Source organism: Streptomyces sp. NPDC005962 (assembly GCF_040629205.1).
Taxonomy (GTDB): domain Bacteria; phylum Actinomycetota; class Actinomycetes; order Streptomycetales; family Streptomycetaceae; genus Streptomyces.
This window is the reverse complement of the sequence record NZ_JBEXVE010000001.1, coordinates 358,551-376,547: the sequence shown is the minus strand read 5'-3', so window position 1 is coordinate 376,547 and position 17,997 is coordinate 358,551. Positions and strand designations below refer to the sequence as shown.

The following is a 17,997-nucleotide window of genomic DNA, read 5'->3' as shown; positions in this document are numbered from 1 at the left end:
CAGGTGTGCGTACGCGCCACGACAGCTCATATCAGGGCCGACAGGGCCTCAACAGGGCGTGGGCTGTCCGGATGGCCAATATTCATGATCGGTTCACTGTCGGCGGCAGGGCCGCATCGACGCAGCGTACCCCGATCGGAGCGGGGCAGGCTGCCGCCCGTTCCGGCCACGGTCCGCCCGGCCCTCATCCGGCTCGTCTGCGCTCCTTGGAGCGGGACCGCTTCTCGACATACATGCGCTGGTCGGCGGAGTGCAGGACCTCCTCGGCGGACATGCCGCAGCCCGCCCAGCCGATCCCGAAACTGGCCCCCACCCGCACCGCACGGCCGTCGACCCGGATGGGCGGCAGGATCGCGTTGCGCAGCCGGACGGCCAGGTCCTGGGCGTCCGCCCGGCCGAGGCCGTCGGCGAGGACGACGAACTCGTCACCGCCGAGCCGGGCCACGGTGTCGCCGTCCCGCACCCCGCTGGCGAGGCGGCGGGCGACCTCGATGAGGACCGCGTCGCCCGCGTGGTGGCCGAACCGGTCGTTGATCGACTTGAAGCCGTCGAGGTCGCAGAAGAGGACCGCGAGCCCCTTGTGGCCGTCGTCGACGTCGTCGTCCTCGTTGGGCGCGAAGGTGTGCACATGGGGGTCGTACGAGACGCCGCCCGTGGCGAGCGGGGGCCGGGAGCCGAAGCTCTCGAACTCGTCGAAGCCGGGTGGGAAGCCGCTCGCCGACGGCACCGGCCGCTCGCCGCCGTCCGCCCCCGGCGGCCCGTCGGCGAACGCCGCCCGGCCCCCCTGCGGCGGATGGGCGCACAGCCTGCCGCCGAGCCGGGCGCGCAGCTCGGCGCTGTTGGGCAGACCGGTCAGCGAATCGTGGCTGGCGCGGTGGGCGAGGGCCAGCTCATGGCGTTTGCGCTCCTCGATGTCCTCGACATGGGTGAGCAGGAAGCGCGGGCCGTCGGCGGCGTCGGCGACCACCGAGTTACGGAGCGACACCCAGACGTACGTGCCGTCCCGGCGGGCGAGCCGCAGCTCGGAGCGGCCGCCTTCGTGGGAGGTGCGCAGCAGAGTGCCGATGTCCTCGGGGTGGACGAGGTCCGCGAAGGAGCAGCGGCGCATCGCGGAGGCGGGGCGGCCCAGCAGTCGGCACAGGGCGTCATTGGTGCGCAGCAGATGACCGCGCTGATCGCCGCCCATTTCGGCGATGGCCATGCCGCTGGGGGCGTATTCGAACGCCTGACGGAAGGATTCCTCACTGGCCCGGAGGGCCTGCTGCTCGCGCTCCAGACGCAGCAGGGCGCGCTGCATGTTGCCGCGCAGCCGGGCGTTGCCGATCGCGATGGCGGCATGGAAGGCGTACATCTGCAGCGCCTCGCGCCCCCATGCGCCGGGGCGGCGCCCGTTGCGCGGCCGGTCGACGGAGAGGATGCCGATCAGCTCGCCGCCGGAGCCGCCCGCCGCGTAGAGCGGGGCGAACAGGCGGTCCATGGAGTGCCACTCGTCGGCGAAGCGGGGCGCGGGGCCGGGGGTGTGCCACTGCGGCACGTCGTCATCGTCGAGGACCCAGCCCTCGGTGTGCGGGATGAAGCGCAGATCGCCCCAGCGGTCCCCCATGGACAGCCGGCGGTCCCAGGAGGTACGGGAGCCGACCCGCCCGGCCATCAGCGCCTCGGCGCCCGCGCTGCCGCCCACGGCGGCGACCACGAGGTCACCGTCCGGACGGACCAGATTGACGGCCGACAGCTCGTAGCCGAGCCCGGCTATGACGCCGTCGGCGACGGTCTGCAGGGTGTCGGCGAGGCTGCGGGCGGTGTTCAGGTCGGCGACCACCTGATGCAGCTGTCGCAGGGTCGCAAGGCGGATATACGGCTCCGACTCGGCCTCCATCGCTCGCACTCCCCCGAGACCTCGACAGCAACTTCTGGCTTCCTTGTCGCTTCCTTCGTCGTCCGATTGCCAACGGCCACTGAATCACAGCGAGCTGCCCACTCGGTACACAGGGTCAACAATTACCGGCTGCTGTGACTCATGTCACAGACCGTGTTCGCGCCCCACCAGGACCGCGTGGGAGCGCTCCTACATTTTGTGAACGCAAATCCGCAAGCGGGCCGCCTACGGCCGGAGACCTACGTCCGGAGTGGTCCGGTGGCCCGATGTGCGAGGTCGCCGACGCGGTTAGCGTGTAGAACGTGTTTCAGACGAAGCGTGCCGCCACCGCCCCCGCCCCCGACCCGGCCGGACCCGCCGTCCCGCATGCTGGTGGGGTGAGTGAGGACGACTTCCGCATCGCCCTGTCGCGACTCGCGGCCGGTGTGGTGCTCGTAACGGCGCACGACCCGGAAGAGGGGCCGAGCGGTGAGGACGTCGGAATGACGGCCACCGCATTCATGTCGGTGTCACTTGAACCGCCGCTTGTGATGGTGAGCGTTCGCAACGGCTCCCGGCTGGACGAGCTGCTCGAACGACAGCCGCTCTGGGCGGTGTCGGTGCTGTCGGAGAGTCAACGGACCACAGCGGGACGATTCGCCATGAAGGGGCGCATCAGCGACCGGCTGCTGTTCGAGGACATGGCGGTGACGCACGGCGCGGAGTCGGGCGCTCCGCTCGTCTCGGGGGCCCTGGCGACGCTCGAATGCCACACCGAACAGCGGGTGACGGCCGGGGACCACACCCTGGTGGTCGGCCGGGTGCTGGCGGCGACGGCGCCGAGCATGGAGGGCGGACCGCTGATGTACTTCCGCGGCCGCTACCGCACGCTCGAATAAGCGGCGCTCCTCGGTAGGCGGCGCTCCCGGTAGGCGGCGCTCCCGGTAGACGGTGCTCCTGGTAGACGGTGCTCCTGGTGGACGGCGCTCCCGGCAGGCGGCGCTCCCGGTGGACGGTGCCCCCGGGGCACTCTCGCGGTGCCCCCGGGGCCTCAGCCCCAGTCGCGCCCCGAACGCCCGCGCTTGGTCTGGCTCCGCTGCTTCTTCTCCCGCAGCCGCCGCTCGTTGATGCCGCGCGGAATCCGGGTCGGGCGGCGCGGCTTGGGCGGCGGCGCGCTCGCCTCCGCGAGCAGCGAGGCGAGCCGGACGGCGGCCGTCTCGCGGTTGCGCCACTGGGAACGGTGCTCGGACGCGCGTACGGTCACCACCCCGTCGGCCAGCCGCCCGGCCAGCCGCTGCAGCGCGCGGTCCTTCCACACGGGCGGCAGTGCGTCGGTGGCGGCGAGGTCGAAGCGCAGCTCGACGGAGGTGTCACTCGTATTGACGTGCTGTCCGCCGGGCCCGGACGACCGGGAGAAACGCCAGATCAGCTCGGCCTCCGGCAAGGAGACCGAACCGCGGATGACATAGGGCCCGGACATGGCTCCATGGTCACCTGCCGACCCCCGCGCCGTCATCCCGTTTTGCCGGGGCGCCGAAGCAGATACCGAAGCACAGGACCGCACAGGGCGGCTCAGGACGGCACGGGGCAGGAGTACGCCATCAGGGTTTGGCAAAGAAAGTAAAGCAACCTGGAACCTGTCGGTGCCCTGATGGCGTTGTGGAGGATGACGGCGACTTCGCCCGGAGCAAGAAGGACGAAGCCCGCCGACGCGAACCATCGAGACCACGAAAGGGACTCCCCATGGCTGTAAGCCTGTCCAAGGGCGGCAACGTCTCCCTCACCAAGGAGGCACCGGGCCTGACCGCCGTCACGGTCGGCCTCGGCTGGGACGTCCGCACCACCACGGGCACCGACTTCGACCTGGACGCGAGCGCCATCGCCGTCAACACCAACGGCAAGGTCTACTCCGACCAGCACTTCGTGTTCTTCAACAACAAGGCCACCCCGGACCAGACCATCGTCCACACCGGTGACAACGTGACCGGTCAGGGCGAGGGCGACGACGAGCAGATCAACATCAACCTGGCGGGCCTGCCCGCCGACATCGAGAAGATCGTCTTCCCGGTCTCGATCTACGACGCCGAGTCGCGCAGCCAGAACTTCGGCCAGGTGCGGAACGCGTTCATCCGTATCATCAACCAGGCCGGTGGCACCGAGATCGCCCGCTACGACCTGAGCGAGGACGCCGCCACCGAGACCGCCATGGTCTTCGGCGAGCTGTACCGCAACGGCGCCGAGTGGAAGTTCCGCGCCGTCGGCCAGGGCTACGCCTCGGGCCTGGTCGGGATCGCCCAGGACTTCGGCGTCAACGTCTGACGCTCCCACCGAGCGGTCAGCACTGAACGCTCAACGCTGAACGCGGCGAGGGCCGCCCCCATCCCCGGGGGCGGCCCTCGCCGCGTTTCCGAACACGTCAGCATCAAAGGGACATTGCCGTGCCATCCATGGCCATCCATAGCCATCCATGACCATCCCCGCCCATGCCTGACTGACTGAATTTTGCCCTGTTTCAACAACGGACGGTCAAATTCTTGTTACGCGCCTACCCGAATGGATCGTTCGATGACAATCTCTGCTCGGCTCGCCGCGCGTCGTTTCTGACTCCGCGGTAGGCCGAGCCAAGCGCGCGCTGGCACCTCACGCACCACTCCTGCTCTACCGGACAGTCCACCCACGGCTGTCCGCACCCCCTACACGGGCCGCCATCCCGCGGCCCCTCAGCAAGGAGACCGAGTGAGACCTCACGCTTCCTCTCCCCGCAAGCAGACCATCCGCGCGGCCGCGTTCATCGCCTCTGCCGCCATGGTCGTCATCGGCGTCCAGACCGGCGCGGCCAGCGCCCAGCCGGACAACTCCCGCGCGGCGGGCGCGACCGCGCTCCAGCTGACCCCCGCGGAGCGCACCGCCTCGATCAAGGCGGCGCAGGCCGATGCCTCCGCCCAGGCCGACCACCTGGGGCTCGGGGCCAAGGAGAAGCTCCTCGTCCGCGACGTCATCAAGGACGCCGACGGAACCGTGCACACCCGCTACGAGCGCACCTACGACGGGCTGCCCGTCCTCGGCGGCGACCTGGTCGTCCACGAGAAGCCCAGCGGCGCCCGCACCGTCACCAAGGCGACCGGCGCGAAGATAGCCGTGTCCGGCACGGACGCCACCGTGTCCGCCTCCGCCGCCTCCAAGACGGCGCTGAAGGCCGCGGCCTCGGCCGACTCCGGCGAGAAGGCCAAGTCGCCGCGCAAGGTGGTCTGGGCGGAGAGCGGCAAGCCCGTGCTGGCCTGGGAGACCGTCGTCACCGGCACCCAGAAGGACGGCACGCCCAGCGAACTGCACGTCATCACCGACGCCGCCACCGGTAAGAAGCTCGCCGAGAACGAGACCGTCGAGACCGGGACCGGCACCAGCAAGTACAGCGGCACGGTGACCCTCGGCACCACCAAGAGCGGCTCCACGTACAGCCTCACCGACGGCACCCGCGGCAACCACAAGACGTACGACCTGAACCAGGGGTCGTCGGGCACCGGCACCCTCTTCACCGACGCCGACGACGTCTGGGGCGGCAGCCGCCAGACCGCCGGGGTGGACGCGCACTACGGCGCGGCCGAGACCTGGGACTTCTACAAGGAGGTCCTGGGCCGCAACGGCATCAAGAACAACGGCGTGGGCTCGTACTCCCGCGTCCACTACGGCAACAACTACGTCAACGCCTTCTGGCAGGACTCCTGCTTCTGCATGACGTACGGCGACGGCTCCGGCAACGCCAACGCGCTCACCTCGATGGACGTGGCCGGCCACGAGATGTCCCACGGTGTCACCGCCGCCACCGCCAACCTCAACTACAGCGGCGAGTCCGGCGGCCTCAACGAGGCGACCTCGGACATCATGGCCACCGCGGTGGAGTTCTACTCGGGCAACGCCTCCGACGTGGGCGACTACCTCATCGGCGAGAAGATCAACATCAACGGCAACGGCACCCCGCTGCGCTACCAGGACAAGCCGAGCAAGGACGGCGCGTCGAAGGACTACTGGTCCTCGACGCTCGGCAACGTCGACGTCCACTACTCCTCCGGGCCCGCCAACCACTTCTACTACCTGCTGTCCGAGGGCAGCGGTGCGAAGACCATCAACGGCGTGAGCTACAACAGCCCGACGTACGACGGCTCGACGATCACCGGCATCGGCCGGGACAAGGCCACCAAGATCTGGTACAAGGCCCTGACCACGTACTTGACCTCCACCAGCAAGTACGCGCAGGCCCGCACCGCCACCCTCAGCGCCGCGTCCGACCTCTACGGGTCGACGAGCACCGAGTACAAGACGGTCGCCGCGGCCTGGACCGCGATCAACGTGAAGTGACCTGCTGATCCGCGGTGACCCGCGGTAAGCGGAACGGGCCGCACCGGCGATTCCGGTGCGGCCCGATGCGGTGCCCGATGCGGTGCCCGATGCGGTGCCGATGCCGTCGCCCGGAGTTCCTGTCGTAGCCGCTGATCGGCCCTTACGCTGCTTCCATGACTCAACACGTACGCGGCGTGGTGGCCCCCGGCAGAGGCGAACAGGTACGGATCGAGACGATCGTGGTGCCGGACCCCGGCCCCGGCGAGGCGGTGGTGAAGGTCCAGGCGTGCGGTGTCTGCCACACCGATCTGCACTACCGGGAAGGCGGCATCAACGACGACTTCCCCTTCCTCCTCGGGCACGAGGCGGCGGGCGTCGTGGAGTCCGTCGGCGACGGCGTCACCGAGGTGGCTCCCGGCGATTACGTCATCCTCAACTGGCGTGCGGTGTGCGGCCAGTGCCGGGCCTGCCGCCGCGGCCGCCCCTGGTACTGCTTCAACACCCACAACGCGTCCCAGCCCATGACGCTCACCGACGGCACCGCCCTGACGCCCGCCCTCGGCATCGGCGCGTTCGCCGAGAAGACGCTCGTCGCGGCGGGCCAGTGCACCAAGGTCGACCCCTCCGCCTCCCCGGCCGCCGCCGGGCTGCTCGGCTGCGGCGTGATGGCCGGTATCGGCGCCGCCATCAACACCGGCAACGTCGGGCGCGGCGACTCGGTCGCGGTCATCGGCTGCGGCGGAGTCGGCGGCGCGGCGATCGCCGGGTCCCGGCTCGCCGGAGCCGCGAAGATCATCGCGGTGGACGTGGACGACCGGAAGCTGGAGCAGGCCCGCTCCCTGGGCGCCACCCACACCGTCAACGGCAAGTCCGCCGACGTGGTCGAGACCATCCGCGAACTCACCGACGGCAACGGCGCGGACGTGGTGATCGAGGCCGTCGGCCGCCCCGAGACCTATCGGCAGGCCTTCTACGCCCGCGACCTGGCCGGAACCGTCGTCCTGGTCGGCGTGCCCACCCCGGAGATGAAGCTGGAACTGCCGCTGATCGACGTCTTCGGACGCGGCGGCGCCCTCAAGTCCTCCTGGTACGGCGACTGTCTGCCGTCCCGTGACTTCCCCCTGCTGATCGACCTCTACCAGCAGGGACGGCTCGACCTGGACGCCTTCGTCAGCGAGACCATCGGGCTCGACGACATCGAGGCGGCGTTCGACAAGATGCACCGTGGCGACGTCCTGCGCTCGGTGGTGATGCTCTGATGACCCTTGGTGGTGACACCGCGATGACCCCTCCGCCCGTACGCATCGACCATCTGGTCACGTCCGGCACCTTCTCGCTGGACGGCGGCACCTGGGAGGTCGACAACAACGTCTGGCTTGTCGGCGACGACCACGAGGTGTATGTGATCGACGCCGCCCACGACGCGGACGCGATCGTCGAGGCCATCGGCGACCGCCGGCTGCTCGGCATCATCTGCACCCACGGCCACGACGACCACATCGACGCGGCCCCGGCCGTCGCCGACCGCACCGGTGCGCCGATCCTGCTGCACCCGGACGACGAGGTGCTGTGGCGGATGCGCCACCCCGACCGCGCCCCGGACAAGCCGCTGGCCGACGGCGACGTGCTCACCGTCGGCGGTACGCAGCTGCGCGTCCTGCACACCCCCGGCCACTCCCCCGGCGCGGTCTGCCTGCACGCCCCCGCCCTGACCACGGTGTTCTCCGGGGACACCCTCTTCCAGGGCGGCCCGGGCGCGACCGGGCGCTCGTACTCGTCGTTCGAGACGATCATCGAGTCCATCCGGGAGCGGCTGTTCGCCCTGCCGCCGCAGACCGTCGTCCGCACCGGGCACGGCTACCCGACCCTGATCGCGGACGAGGCGCCGCACCTGGAGGCGTGGATCGCGCGCGGGCATTGAAGCGACGCCGCGCCGTAGGGCGCCGGGCCCGCCCCGGTGCCCTACCCCCTTCTCCCCGGGCCGCCGCTTCTCTCCCGGGTCCCGCTTCTCCCCTGAGCCCCGCATGACACCATCAACCCCGTGATCGACCTGGGCTACTCCCTCTCCCGCCGCTTCCCGGACCCGCCGCAGACGGACTACCGGAGCGCGGACGCGCACGCGATACGCCACGACCTGTTCTGCGGCGACGTCTATATCGCCGACACCGTGGCCGACCGCGAACTGTCCACAGCCTGGGGATGGGTTCCGGTGCTCGACTTCGCCTGGGCGCTGTGCGACATCGTGGAACGGCTGGACCGGGACCCGCGCGGCAGCCGGTCCCACCGGCGCATCCACGAGGAGCTGGACTTCACCGAATCGGCCGACCGCATGCTCTTCGAGCGCCGCTTCGGCTGGGTCGACATCACCGCCGACTGGGTACCGCTCGAAGACGCGCCGCTGAACTTCCAGCACCGCGCGCTGCGCCGCGAGGCCCGCGACTTCCTCCAGGATCTGATCGCCGACCTCGTCGACATGCACGACGGGCTGGGCGACAACCCGGTGATCTGGGACCTCCAGGCCCGCTACCCCCGCGTCTGAGGGCTGGAGGAGCGCGCGATGGCGGAGGCGGCATCCGGCCGCCTCGTACCGTCCGTCCACCGCTTCCCCCTCGCCGAAGCGGCCGCGGCGCACCGGGCGCTGGAGACACGGGCGACGATGGGGAAGGTGGTACTGATCCCCTGACACGCCGGTGGGAACGCCCATGCGGGCATGGCTACTTCGGCACGCTGGCCCCGACATCGTCCAGCACCGCGTCCGTCACCAACCCGGTGTCCTCCAACACCGTCATGTGGTCCATCACGGTGTCGTTGGTCACCTGGGCCAACCGCCGGATCAGATGGTTCTTGGTGGCGGCGCGGACCTCGCCGATGGTGATGAAGATCTTCCCGTGCGAGGCGCGCAGCAGATCCACGAAGAGCTGGTCGAACTTCTCGCCGTCGGCGCTCTTCAACTGCTCGACCCACTGCTTCTGTTCGGCCGATGCCTCGTCCGGTATGGGCGAGGACAGCGCCTTGGCGTCCTCGCGCACCAGCTGGTCGAGCTTGCTGTGCCCGTCGAGCAGATGCGTCCCGGCCCGCTTGATCGCCTCGCTCGACGCCTGGCTCTGCGCCATCCGCCCGGCGGGGATCTCCCACAGCCCGGCCTGCCGGACCTTGACCAGGAACGTCTTGTCCAGCTCGCTGATCGGCCCCGAATTGGCGGCCTCCGCCCCCGACGCTGCCGCGGCCCCGGCACCGCCCATGGCACCGCCGTGCGCGGACGGCATGCCACTGTCCGCCACCGACTGACTGCCCCCGTCGCTCGCCTGGGAGACCCAGATCCCCGCCCCCGCCACCACCGCCGCCATGGCGACCCCGACAGCGATCATGCGGCTTCGGTTCGACGCTGTGCCATGACTGCCGCGCCCATGAGTGGTCATCGTGCCTCCTGGTGGGGGGGTGCTGGAGTACGCGAAACACTAAACTTTGCCTGCTGCAAAAAACTGCGTTCGTCAGGAGTGCACAAACCCACCCGCGCCACCCACGGATTCCCCCTACACTCCCTCGCCCACACGGCTTTCGGCCGCTTCCTGGAGCCGCGTCATGGACCAGCTGCGCAGAACGGCGGTCGCCCTCGTTCTCGCGGAACAGCCGACCCACGAGCTGCCCCTGCTCGCCGCCGAGGCCCTGGCCCGTGGCGTGGACAGCCCGGCGCTCCGCACCCTGGCCGGGCTGTCCCGCACCGACGCGTGCCGCGACATCTTCTGGCAGGCCATGGCGGAACTCGGCTTCCCCCAGCCCGACACCGAGACCGCCTGGCGCCACCGCATGATCTGGGCCGCGCAGTCCCTGGTCGAGGGGGAACGCTCCCCGTACGACGCGAGCGACGAGATCTACTGGTGCGCCTCGCACCTCGATCAGTCACCGCGGACGGAGAGCGTCACCCACCGCTTCCTCGACCTCCAGCTCGCCTGGGAAGCGCACCGAGGCCAAGCCCCCGCCGTCGAACGGCAGATGCGCGAGGCGGCTATCGCCCTACTGCGGGCGTCTCCCGATGTGCCGCGTCCATGATCTGCCGCATCTCGGCCAGCGCCGTCCCCAGCGCCTCCCGGTCCGTCGCCTCCTCCGCCACGACCTCCAACTCCCGCAGCCGCGCGGCCCGCTCCGGATACCGCTGAATGGCGACGAACTCGCCCCACCACTGCAGGAAGGTGCGCAACGGAGCGATCGTGCCGTTCCGCGCGGCCTGCTCGACCGCGCGGTCGAGATGCTCGACGAAGGCCGACAGCTCCCCGGGAGCGATCCGGGCGACCGCCGCCCGCAGCGCCGACGGCGTGAGCGGGGGCATCGGGATCAGGGGCCCGTCCTGGGCGGAGGACTGCTCGGTCATCTCTACGCTCCTGACAACGCTCCTGACGCACCATCACGTAAACGCCGCCGCGAGCCTACGCCCGCGCCCCACCCGCCACTCGCCCCTGACTCCTATCGATCACTCAAGCCCCACGCCGGATCACAACTGCCCACCCATGTCCCCTCCCCGCCCACTCACGCCAGAATCGGCAACTCCCGCGCCCTCTGCCGCGCCTGCGCACGCAGCTCCTTGAGGTGCGGGTGAAAGCCGTTGTGCCGGTTCTGGTCAAGATTGAGCGGCAGATCCAGCCGACTGATCAAGTCGGACTCCGCCTGCCACGGCTCCGGACACGTCACCCAGCACACCCGGGCATGCTCCGCCATCCACTTGCCGAGCTCCGCCTCCCCGGCCTTGCCGAACGTCATACGCTGACCGCTGCCGACCCTCCGCAGCTCCAGCCCCAGCAGACACCCCAGCGTGAGCCGCAGCGTGGAGCCCGCCGCGTTTCCCCGGAAGTGATAGCGCACCCGTTTGCGGAGGTTCTGCGTACTGACCCGGGTCGCCATACGCCGCGGAGCGATCCCCACATAGAGAAGCCGACCGGCCCGCAGCCCCGGGTGGGGCGCCTCGTCGAAATGCCACCCGTACACCCCGGCCTCCGCCGGTACGGGACTATGCCGCACCAGCACCTCCCGCGCCGACCACAGCCGGTCCGGACGGGCAAGATCATCAACACCCATGGCAGCCTCCGCCGAACGACACCCCATACCCCCGGCACGCTAGCCGCTGGTGCCGTTCCGGGCGGAGTGAGTGAAGGGCCGGAGAACACTGCACGTCGCATCCCCAAGACTTTCCGGAACGACGCCTCCGCTCTATCCGAATTGCCAACGTCTGTCCGGGTTGGGCAGGGCTGGGGAGACGTAGCGTGAGCCGCCCGTGGCCGTTGCGCCCGAGGTCGCGCCCAGGTTCCGTCGGTTCCCCCTCGTGAGGATGACGCAGGTCTGATGCAGGTCAGGTTTCAGCAGCCCCTCCCCCCGGCCGTCGAATCGCGCGGAGACGGCCCCCACGGCGGCGTCGCGGTGGCCGAGCCACCGGGGGCGCGGACGGCCCCGGCCCGGAAGTTCGTCACCGCCCGGCGGGCCCAGCCCCAGCCCCAGCCCCACGACCGGCCCCAGCACCGGCCCCGGCCCCGGCTGTACGTCATCGACGGCATCCGCCTGGTCGCCGCGCTCATGGTGGCCCTGCACCACTACACCGGCACCAACCGGGCCAACCAGCCGGGCAACGCGATCTGGGGCCGCCCGGTGTCCGAGATCATGCCCACGGTGTTCCACTTCGCGTCCTTCGGCTGGATCGGCGTGGAGATCTTCTTCGTGATCAGCGGCTTCGTCATCTGCATGTCGTGCTGGGGCCGCACGCCGAAGGACTTCTTCGTCTCCCGGGTGATCCGCCTCTACCCCGCGTACTGGGTCGGCGTGGTCTTCACCACGGTCACCCTGTTCGTCCTCCCGGGCGTATGGCAACGGCCCCAGGGGCGGGACATCCTGCTCAACTTCACGATGCTGCAGTCGGGCTCCAACGTCCCCGACGTCGACATCGTCTACTGGACCCTCTGGTCGGAGCTGCGGTTCTACCTGCTCTTCATGCTCGTGGTCGCCATGGGCCTGACGTACCGCAGGGTCGTCGTCTTCTGCTGCGTCTGGGGCGCGGCCGCGATGCTCGCCCCCGTGTCCAAGTTCCCGCTGCTGGTCCTGGCGGCCGACCCCAGCGGCGCCTGGTACTTCATCGCGGGCCTCGCCCTCTACCTCATGCACCGCTTCGGCCAGGACCTGCTGCTCTGGGGCATCCTCGCGATGGCCTGGCTGATGGGCCAGCGCGAACTGGGCCTGCGGGTCGCGTACGAAGACGTCTCCAGCTGGCGCGGCGCCATCCTGATCTTCACGGTGTTCCTGCTCGTCATGGTGGCCGTCGCACTCGGCTACACCGACCGCGTCCGCTGGAAGTGGCTGGTCACCGCGGGCTGCCTGACGTACCCGCTCTACCTGATGCACTACGTCGCCGGAGCGGCCCTGATCGGCCGCCTGCGCGACACCATGGACCCCCGGCTCCTCGTCGCCCTCGTCATCACCGGCTTCCTGGCCCTGAGCTGGCTGATCCACCGCTTCGTGGAACGCCCGGCGGCGCGCCTGCTGAAGCACGGCCTGGAGTCCTCCTTCACCCGGCTCCGCGCCTTCGGCCGCGCGGCGTGAACGGGCTCGGCCGACTCAGCCGACTCGCCCGACTCACCCGACTCGGCGCCGCAGCAGATCGACCACCCCGGTGGTGCCCTCCTCCCCATGTCCGGCAGCCAGCCGACGCTCCATGAGCACCATGAACGGACGGAGCAACTCCGGGCTGACGCCCTGCTCCTCGGCGGTACGCAGCAACGTCCCGTTGCCCTCCACCATCATGGCGAGGTTCGACGTCACACCCAGGGCGTAGTCGCCGGTCTCCAGCTGCGCGGCGCCCCCGTTCGCGTACGGCGCCATGGCCGTGAGCCACTCGACGAGCAGGCCCGCGAACTCCCGCGGCGCGACCTCCGCCCCGCGCATGAGCGCGAAGGCGTGCGACACCCCGGCGAACATGCCGGTCATGGCGCTGAGCAGCGCCACATCGTGCAAGGCGGCCGAGCCGACGTCCTCACCGACGTACCGCGTACCCGCCGGAACGCCCAGCACATCGCGGTGCGCCGCGAACAGCTCCGGCGACCCGCTGTAGAAGACGTACGCGCCGGACTCCGGGGAACCGATCATCGGCGGAACGGCCATGATCCCGCCGTCCAGATACCGCGCACCGCGCGCGGCCGCCCACTCGGCCCGCTCACGGGCCTGCCCAGGCGTACTCGTCGTGACGTTGACCAGCCCCTTGCCCAGCAACTCGACATCGGCCAGCACCTCACCCACCGAGGCGTCGTCGAGCAGGCAGACCACCACCAGACCCCCGGCGCCCACCGCCTCGGCAGCCGTCGCCGCGACCTGAGCCCCCTCCCCGGCGAGCGCCTCCGCCCGGCTCCCCGTACGGTTCCACACGGTCACCTCGTACCCTGCGGCCAGCCACGCACGAGCGAACGCGGCGCCCATCGCCCCCAGGCCGAGCACGGAGATCTTCTTCGCGTCATGTGTCATGCCGCCAAGACTCATCGCTGCACGCCGGGGCGCTCAAGTACCCACTTGGAAGTGGGTAGTTACCCTGACGTAAGCGAAGAGGTGGAGGGGGTGGCGTCATGCGGACCACACGCAGACCGGGTTCCTACGAGTGCGGAATCGACGCGGCGATGGACGTGATCGGCGGCAAGTGGAAGGTGCTGATCCTCTGGGCCCTCGACGTACGCCCGCACCGCTTCGGCGAGCTGCGCAGGGGACTCCCCGGCGTGACCGAGAAGGTCCTCACCGACCAGCTGCGCGAACTGGAACGGGACGGCATCGTGCACCGCGAGGTCCACGACGAGGTCCCGCCCCGCGTCGAGTACTCCCTGACCCCACGCGGCACCACCCTCAACGAGGCCCTGGCCCCCCTGGGCGCCTGGGGCCGCGAAAACATCCTCCCCGACGCTCCCGACGCTCCGGACGTTCCCGGCACCCCCCACGCCTGACTCCGCCCCGAGCCGACCACGGGTCTCGCCGGGTTCGCGGACGTACCGTCACCCCACCAGCTGGCTGCCACTTGTAGGCTTTCGCCACTGAGTTGCGTTTTTGGGGTCGAAGGGACACCGCCATGAAGGCCGTCATCGTGCCGTCGTTCGGAAATTCCACCGTGCTGCAGGTCATCGACCAGACCGAGCCCCGGCCACAGCCGGGCCAGGTCCTGGTCCAGGTGGAAGCCGCAGGGGTCGGCTACGTCGATGTCATGGCCCGCAACGGCGACTACCAGCCGCTCTCCGAACCCGGCTTCGTCCCCGGCATGGAGGCGGCGGGCACCGTCGCCGCCGTCGGTGACGGAGTGGACGAGCACTGGCTCGGCCAGCGGGTCTTCGCGCTGACCGGACGCGGGGCCTACGCCGAACGAGTCGTCGCCGACGCCCACGCCATCGTGCGCCTGCCGGAGGGCCTCAGCGCCGCCGACGCGGTCGCACTCGGCGTGAACGCGCTGGTCGCGAGCCTGGGCCTGGAGAGGGCGAACGTCAAAGAAGGCGAGCGGGTGCTGGTCAGGGGCGCGGGCGGAGGCATCGGGCTGATGGCCGCGCAGCTCGCCGCCTTGTCCGGGGGCGCGGTGACCGCGGTCACCTCCTCTCCCGAGCGGGGGAACCGCCTCCGGGACCTCGGCGTCACGCACGTCCAGGACCGCACGGCCCATGTCCAGGACCGCACGACAGGCCAGGACGGCGGCGCGGACACGTACGACATCATCGTCGACCCGGTCGCCGGTCCGGATCTCGGCCGCTACATCGAGAAGTTGCGGCCCAACGGCCGGTACGTGCTGGTCGGAGCCGCTGGAGGCGCACCGGCGCCGGACGCCTTCGGCAGCATTCTGACCACGTACCACAACTCGCCGTCCCTCCTCGCCTTCAGTCTCAACTCCGTCGACGCCGACACGGTCGGGGCGGCAGCGGCCGAGCTCTTCGGCCAGGCGGCCCGAGGTGACCTGCGGGCGGTCATCGACGAACAGATCCCCCTCGCCGAAGCCCGGCGCGCGCACGAACGCCTCGAATCGACCCCCGTATTCGGGAAGATCACGCTGCGCCCCTGACACCGCGCCCCTGACGGCGGCCGTCGGACTCATCCACCACGGTGGGCATCCGTCCATCCCGCCCGAGGCGCGGCCGGTGTCCGCGTGGCGCAGGCGAGGAGGGCCAGCTTGTCGCCGCTGTCGGTACCGGAGGCCGGGTGGTGGACGACAAGCACCTGGCCGGGCGCGGCGCTGACGCCCAGCCGCTCCACTTGCAATTGCATGACACCGACCTGGGGATGGTCGAAGCGCATGGACGCGCCCGCGCACGTCCGTACGTCGTGCCGGGCCCAGAGCTGGCTGAAGCGGGGGCTGGCGAGGGAGAGTTCGCCGACGAGCTCGATGAAGCGGGGGTCGTCCGTATCGGTGCCGACGGACTCACGGAAGCCCGCGACCAGACCCACGGTCGCGCTCTCCCAGCCCGGATGGAGCGCGTGCTCGGCGGGGTCGAGGAACAGATCGCGCAGGCGGTTCGCCCCCGCCACGAGCCGCGGTGACAGGGCGGTCGCCAGGGCGTTGGCGGCGAGGACGTCGAAGTAGCGGCCCTCGACGTGAGCGGGCAGCGGGAGCGTGGCGACGAGCTGGGCGATGCCCGGCGGCACGGTCTCCCGCCGGGGCCGGCGCCGCTGCCGTCGGGGTTTGGCGGCGCCGAGACGCAACAGGTGCGCCGTCGCCTCGTCGTCGAGCCGCAGCACACGGGCGAGGGACTCCAGGACCTGCACGGACGGGTTGCGGTCGCGGCCCTGCTCCAGGCGCAGGTAGTAGTCGGCGCTGATGCCCGCGAGCATCGCGACCTCCTCCCGGCGCAGCCCCGGCACGCGCCGCAGCCCCACGGCGGGGATACCGGCCTGCTCAGGGGTGACGAGCTCGCGCCGGGCGCGTACGTAATCGCCCAACAGGTTCGGTTCGTCGCTCATATCTCGACGGTAGTCGGGCGATCGCTCACGTGCCTGGCCCTGCCACCCCCAGGATCACGGGGACTCTGGCTCGGCCGGGCCGCGGACGGCAGCGTGGCCCTCACCGACGTCGGGACGAGAACGAGGAGCGCGACAACCATGTCAACGTATCTGCTGGTACACGGCGCCTGGCACAGCGGACAGTGCTGGGATCGGCTGGTCCCCCTTCTCACCTCCGCCGGACACCGGGTGCTCGCGCCATCCCTCACCGGCCACGGCGACCGGGCCCATCTGCTCAGCCCCGAGGTAGGCCTCGACACCCACGTCGACGACATCGTCAGGCTGATCACCGACGAGGACCTCACCGAGGTGATCCTCGTCGGCCACAGCTACGCCGGTCTGGTCATCTCCTCCGCGGCCAACCGCGTCCCGGACCGCATCGGTCACCTGGTCTACCTCGACGCGATGGTCCCGCTGGACGGCGAGAGCGCGGCCGACGTCATGCCCATAACCCAGGACCTGATCGACAGCGCCCTCCGATCCGACAGCGGCTGGCGCGTCCCCCCACTCCCCGAAATGCCCCCGCCCACCGGCCTGTTCGGAATCACCGACCCGACAGACGCCGCCTGGCTGCGCACAACACTGTCGGACCAGTCGGTCCGCTGCCTCCAGCAACCGGCCCACCTGGACAATCCGGCCGTCAACACGATCCCCCGCACCCACATCCACTGCGTAGTCGGCACCCCCGAAGGCTGGCCCCGCCGCCCCGTCCCCCCAACCCAGCCCAACGGCACCCCCTCCCAGGTATGGCAACTCCCCACCGGCCACGACAGCATGATGACCATGCCCACCGAACTCACCGAGCTCCTGCTCAAGCTCGGCTGATGTCCGCCGTACGCCCCGGACGGGAGCCCGTCCGGGGCATTGCCCATGCCCAGCCACAGAGCCGACGGTCGGATTCGAACCGACGACCTTCACTTACAAGCCGGGCCGCCCCAGACTGAGCTGGGCCCAACTGGCGGGTGAGTGGTGGCCTCGACAAACCGACTACCGCCGATGTCCGCCGCCGTTGATGTCATTTGGTGATGTCAGAACCTCAGTCGAGCAGTACCCTGCAAGCGGCCTTGCGTCGGTCGGTGTGAACTCTTCCCCACAGCGCCGACCCGTTGTGGAGGGGACCAGCCCGTTCGAGCCGGGCCAGAGAGGGGAGCTATCGACCAACCGTGCCCCCTACGACAGACTTTGAGCTTGGGAATCACGGGGCGGTCGGACCGGACGATGTCGCTGACCAGCGCAAACGGGCACTGAAGCTTTCATACCTGACGCAGCGCCCGCCATTGGCTGCTGTTTGCCACCCCATCTGGTGCGGCCCCCGACTGCGCTTCGCTCGGAACCCCTTGCGGAACAATCGCTGAGGTTTCCTCGCGACTGGATGGTTAGCCGCCTGACCGCTTGAGGTCAGTGGTGGGACGTCTTACCGGTGAACTGTAGCGCCATCAGTCATCATTATTGACCACAACTGTTCTCCGTGTCAATCGAAAAGATTGGGGTTTATTACTCGTAACCATCATGCTTAGCACTCGACAAAAGATCCCAGCCTCGGCTTGTCGGTGGTTTACGGTAGTCTAGTTGCTGGATGTAGCTGATGGAATGTTATTAATAATCGGAGTGCGGAATGAACTCTAACGTTACCGACACGGCGAGGCCTCGGCCAGGAAAAAGGTTCCAGCCAACCAAAGAACTCACTCTGCATGCGCCAGCCTTGAGGGCATGCGCCGATCTGGCTTCACCCAGGCGCGATTTGAGTATTGTTCGGGAGATGACAGGGCCGTATGGAATTCCAGATTTCACGGCCATCATTGGAGGGCGCGACA

Annotated in this window: 18 protein-coding genes and 1 pseudogene; 12 read left to right on the top strand and 7 right to left on the bottom strand. The window is 69.8% G+C overall.

Annotated elements, in window-relative coordinates; genetic code table 11:
* Window positions 1–184 precede the first annotated feature (184 nt).
* Window positions 185–1,876 carry a diguanylate cyclase CdgB gene (gene cdgB / locus ABZ370_RS01835; protein WP_358615075.1) on the bottom strand — a complete coding sequence of 564 codons (1,692 nt, stop codon included), beginning with the start codon at window positions 1,874–1,876 and terminating at the stop codon, window positions 185–187.
* 302 nt (window positions 1,877–2,178) lie between these two features.
* On the opposite strand from cdgB, the gene ABZ370_RS01830 reads away from it, so the two are divergent.
* Complete coding sequence (locus ABZ370_RS01830) at window positions 2,179–2,754, top strand: flavin reductase family protein (RefSeq protein WP_358615073.1); 576 nt, start codon at window positions 2,179–2,181, stop codon at window positions 2,752–2,754.
* A 152-nt stretch (window positions 2,755–2,906) separates the two neighbouring features.
* Here the strand turns inward: ABZ370_RS01830 and arfB are convergent, their stop codons facing one another.
* A complete protein-coding gene (arfB, locus tag ABZ370_RS01825) occupies window positions 2,907–3,335 on the bottom strand; it encodes an alternative ribosome rescue aminoacyl-tRNA hydrolase ArfB (RefSeq protein WP_358615071.1) in 429 nt (142 codons plus the stop codon).
* 263 nt (window positions 3,336–3,598) lie between these two features.
* Between arfB and ABZ370_RS01820 the strand changes: the two genes are divergently transcribed.
* The 6 genes and pseudogenes from ABZ370_RS01820 to ABZ370_RS01795 all read left to right on the top strand — a co-directional run.
* Window positions 3,599–4,174 carry a TerD family protein gene (locus tag ABZ370_RS01820; RefSeq protein WP_358615069.1) on the top strand — a complete coding sequence of 192 codons (576 nt, stop codon included), beginning with the start codon at window positions 3,599–3,601 and terminating at the stop codon, window positions 4,172–4,174.
* A 417-nt stretch (window positions 4,175–4,591) separates the two neighbouring features.
* Window positions 4,592–6,211 carry a M4 family metallopeptidase gene (locus tag ABZ370_RS01815; RefSeq protein ID WP_358615067.1) on the top strand — a complete coding sequence of 540 codons (1,620 nt, stop codon included), beginning with the start codon at window positions 4,592–4,594 and terminating at the stop codon, window positions 6,209–6,211.
* A gap of 155 nt (window positions 6,212–6,366) precedes the next feature.
* Window positions 6,367–7,452 carry an S-(hydroxymethyl)mycothiol dehydrogenase gene (locus ABZ370_RS01810; protein WP_358615065.1) on the top strand — a complete coding sequence of 362 codons (1,086 nt, stop codon included), beginning with the start codon at window positions 6,367–6,369 and terminating at the stop codon, window positions 7,450–7,452.
* Between the two features lie 23 nt (window positions 7,453–7,475).
* Window positions 7,476–8,114: an MBL fold metallo-hydrolase gene (locus ABZ370_RS01805; protein ID WP_358616007.1), complete on the top strand. Its 639-nt coding sequence runs from the start codon at window positions 7,476–7,478 to the stop codon at window positions 8,112–8,114.
* Window positions 8,115–8,234: 120 nt separating this feature from the next.
* Window positions 8,235–8,732: a hypothetical protein gene (locus ABZ370_RS01800; RefSeq protein ID WP_358615063.1), complete on the top strand. Its 498-nt coding sequence runs from the start codon at window positions 8,235–8,237 to the stop codon at window positions 8,730–8,732.
* 3 nt (window positions 8,733–8,735) lie between these two features.
* Window positions 8,736–8,876, top strand: a pseudogene (locus ABZ370_RS01795) (zinc-binding dehydrogenase); the annotation flags it as partial.
* Window positions 8,877–8,907: 31 nt separating this feature from the next.
* Here the strand turns inward: ABZ370_RS01795 and ABZ370_RS01790 are convergent.
* The gene (locus tag ABZ370_RS01790; protein ID WP_358615061.1) at window positions 8,908–9,561 is read right to left on the bottom strand and encodes a DUF4142 domain-containing protein; all 654 of its coding nucleotides are present in this window, start codon (window positions 9,559–9,561) and stop codon (window positions 8,908–8,910) included.
* A 214-nt stretch (window positions 9,562–9,775) separates the two neighbouring features.
* On the opposite strand from ABZ370_RS01790, the gene ABZ370_RS01785 reads away from it, so the two are divergent.
* Window positions 9,776–10,243, top strand: coding sequence for a hypothetical protein (locus tag ABZ370_RS01785; RefSeq protein ID WP_358615059.1), 468 nt, complete (start codon window positions 9,776–9,778; stop codon window positions 10,241–10,243).
* On the opposite strand, the gene ABZ370_RS01780 is transcribed toward ABZ370_RS01785, so the two are convergent.
* Together ABZ370_RS01780 and ABZ370_RS01775 are read right to left on the bottom strand one after the other, a co-directional pair.
* On the bottom strand, window positions 10,200–10,562 hold the full coding sequence (locus ABZ370_RS01780) for a DUF6247 family protein (protein WP_358615057.1): 363 nt from the start codon (window positions 10,560–10,562) through the stop codon (window positions 10,200–10,202). The genes ABZ370_RS01785 and ABZ370_RS01780 overlap by 44 nt on opposite strands.
* A 155-nt stretch (window positions 10,563–10,717) precedes the next feature.
* Window positions 10,718–11,263 (bottom strand): GIY-YIG nuclease family protein, encoded by a 546-nt coding sequence (locus tag ABZ370_RS01775; protein WP_358615055.1) that lies wholly within the window; start codon window positions 11,261–11,263, stop codon window positions 10,718–10,720.
* Between the two features lie 264 nt (window positions 11,264–11,527).
* Between ABZ370_RS01775 and ABZ370_RS01770 the strand changes: the two genes are divergently transcribed.
* Window positions 11,528–12,772, top strand: a complete 1,245-nt coding sequence (locus tag ABZ370_RS01770; RefSeq protein WP_358615053.1) for an acyltransferase — start codon at window positions 11,528–11,530, stop codon at window positions 12,770–12,772.
* 33 nt (window positions 12,773–12,805) lie between these two features.
* Here ABZ370_RS01770 and ABZ370_RS01765 read toward each other — a convergent pair whose 3' ends face one another.
* The gene (locus ABZ370_RS01765) at window positions 12,806–13,687 is read right to left on the bottom strand and encodes an NAD(P)-binding domain-containing protein (protein WP_358615051.1); all 882 of its coding nucleotides are present in this window, start codon (window positions 13,685–13,687) and stop codon (window positions 12,806–12,808) included.
* Window positions 13,688–13,785: 98 nt separating this feature from the next.
* On the opposite strand from ABZ370_RS01765, the gene ABZ370_RS01760 reads away from it, so the two are divergent.
* Complete coding sequence (locus tag ABZ370_RS01760; protein WP_358615049.1) at window positions 13,786–14,154, top strand: helix-turn-helix domain-containing protein; 369 nt, start codon at window positions 13,786–13,788, stop codon at window positions 14,152–14,154.
* A 122-nt stretch (window positions 14,155–14,276) separates the two neighbouring features.
* Entirely contained in the window at window positions 14,277–15,248 is a 972-nt protein-coding gene (locus ABZ370_RS01755) for a zinc-binding dehydrogenase (RefSeq protein WP_358615047.1), read from the top strand.
* A gap of 29 nt (window positions 15,249–15,277) precedes the next feature.
* Here ABZ370_RS01755 and ABZ370_RS01750 read toward each other — a convergent pair whose 3' ends face one another.
* The gene (locus ABZ370_RS01750; RefSeq protein WP_358615045.1) at window positions 15,278–16,144 is read right to left on the bottom strand and encodes a helix-turn-helix transcriptional regulator; all 867 of its coding nucleotides are present in this window, start codon (window positions 16,142–16,144) and stop codon (window positions 15,278–15,280) included.
* Window positions 16,145–16,282: 138 nt separating this feature from the next.
* Here ABZ370_RS01750 and ABZ370_RS01745 point away from each other — a divergent pair, with 138 nt between their 5' ends.
* Window positions 16,283–17,008, top strand: coding sequence for an alpha/beta hydrolase (locus ABZ370_RS01745; protein ID WP_358615043.1), 726 nt, complete (start codon window positions 16,283–16,285; stop codon window positions 17,006–17,008).
* Window positions 17,009–17,997 lie beyond the last annotated feature (989 nt).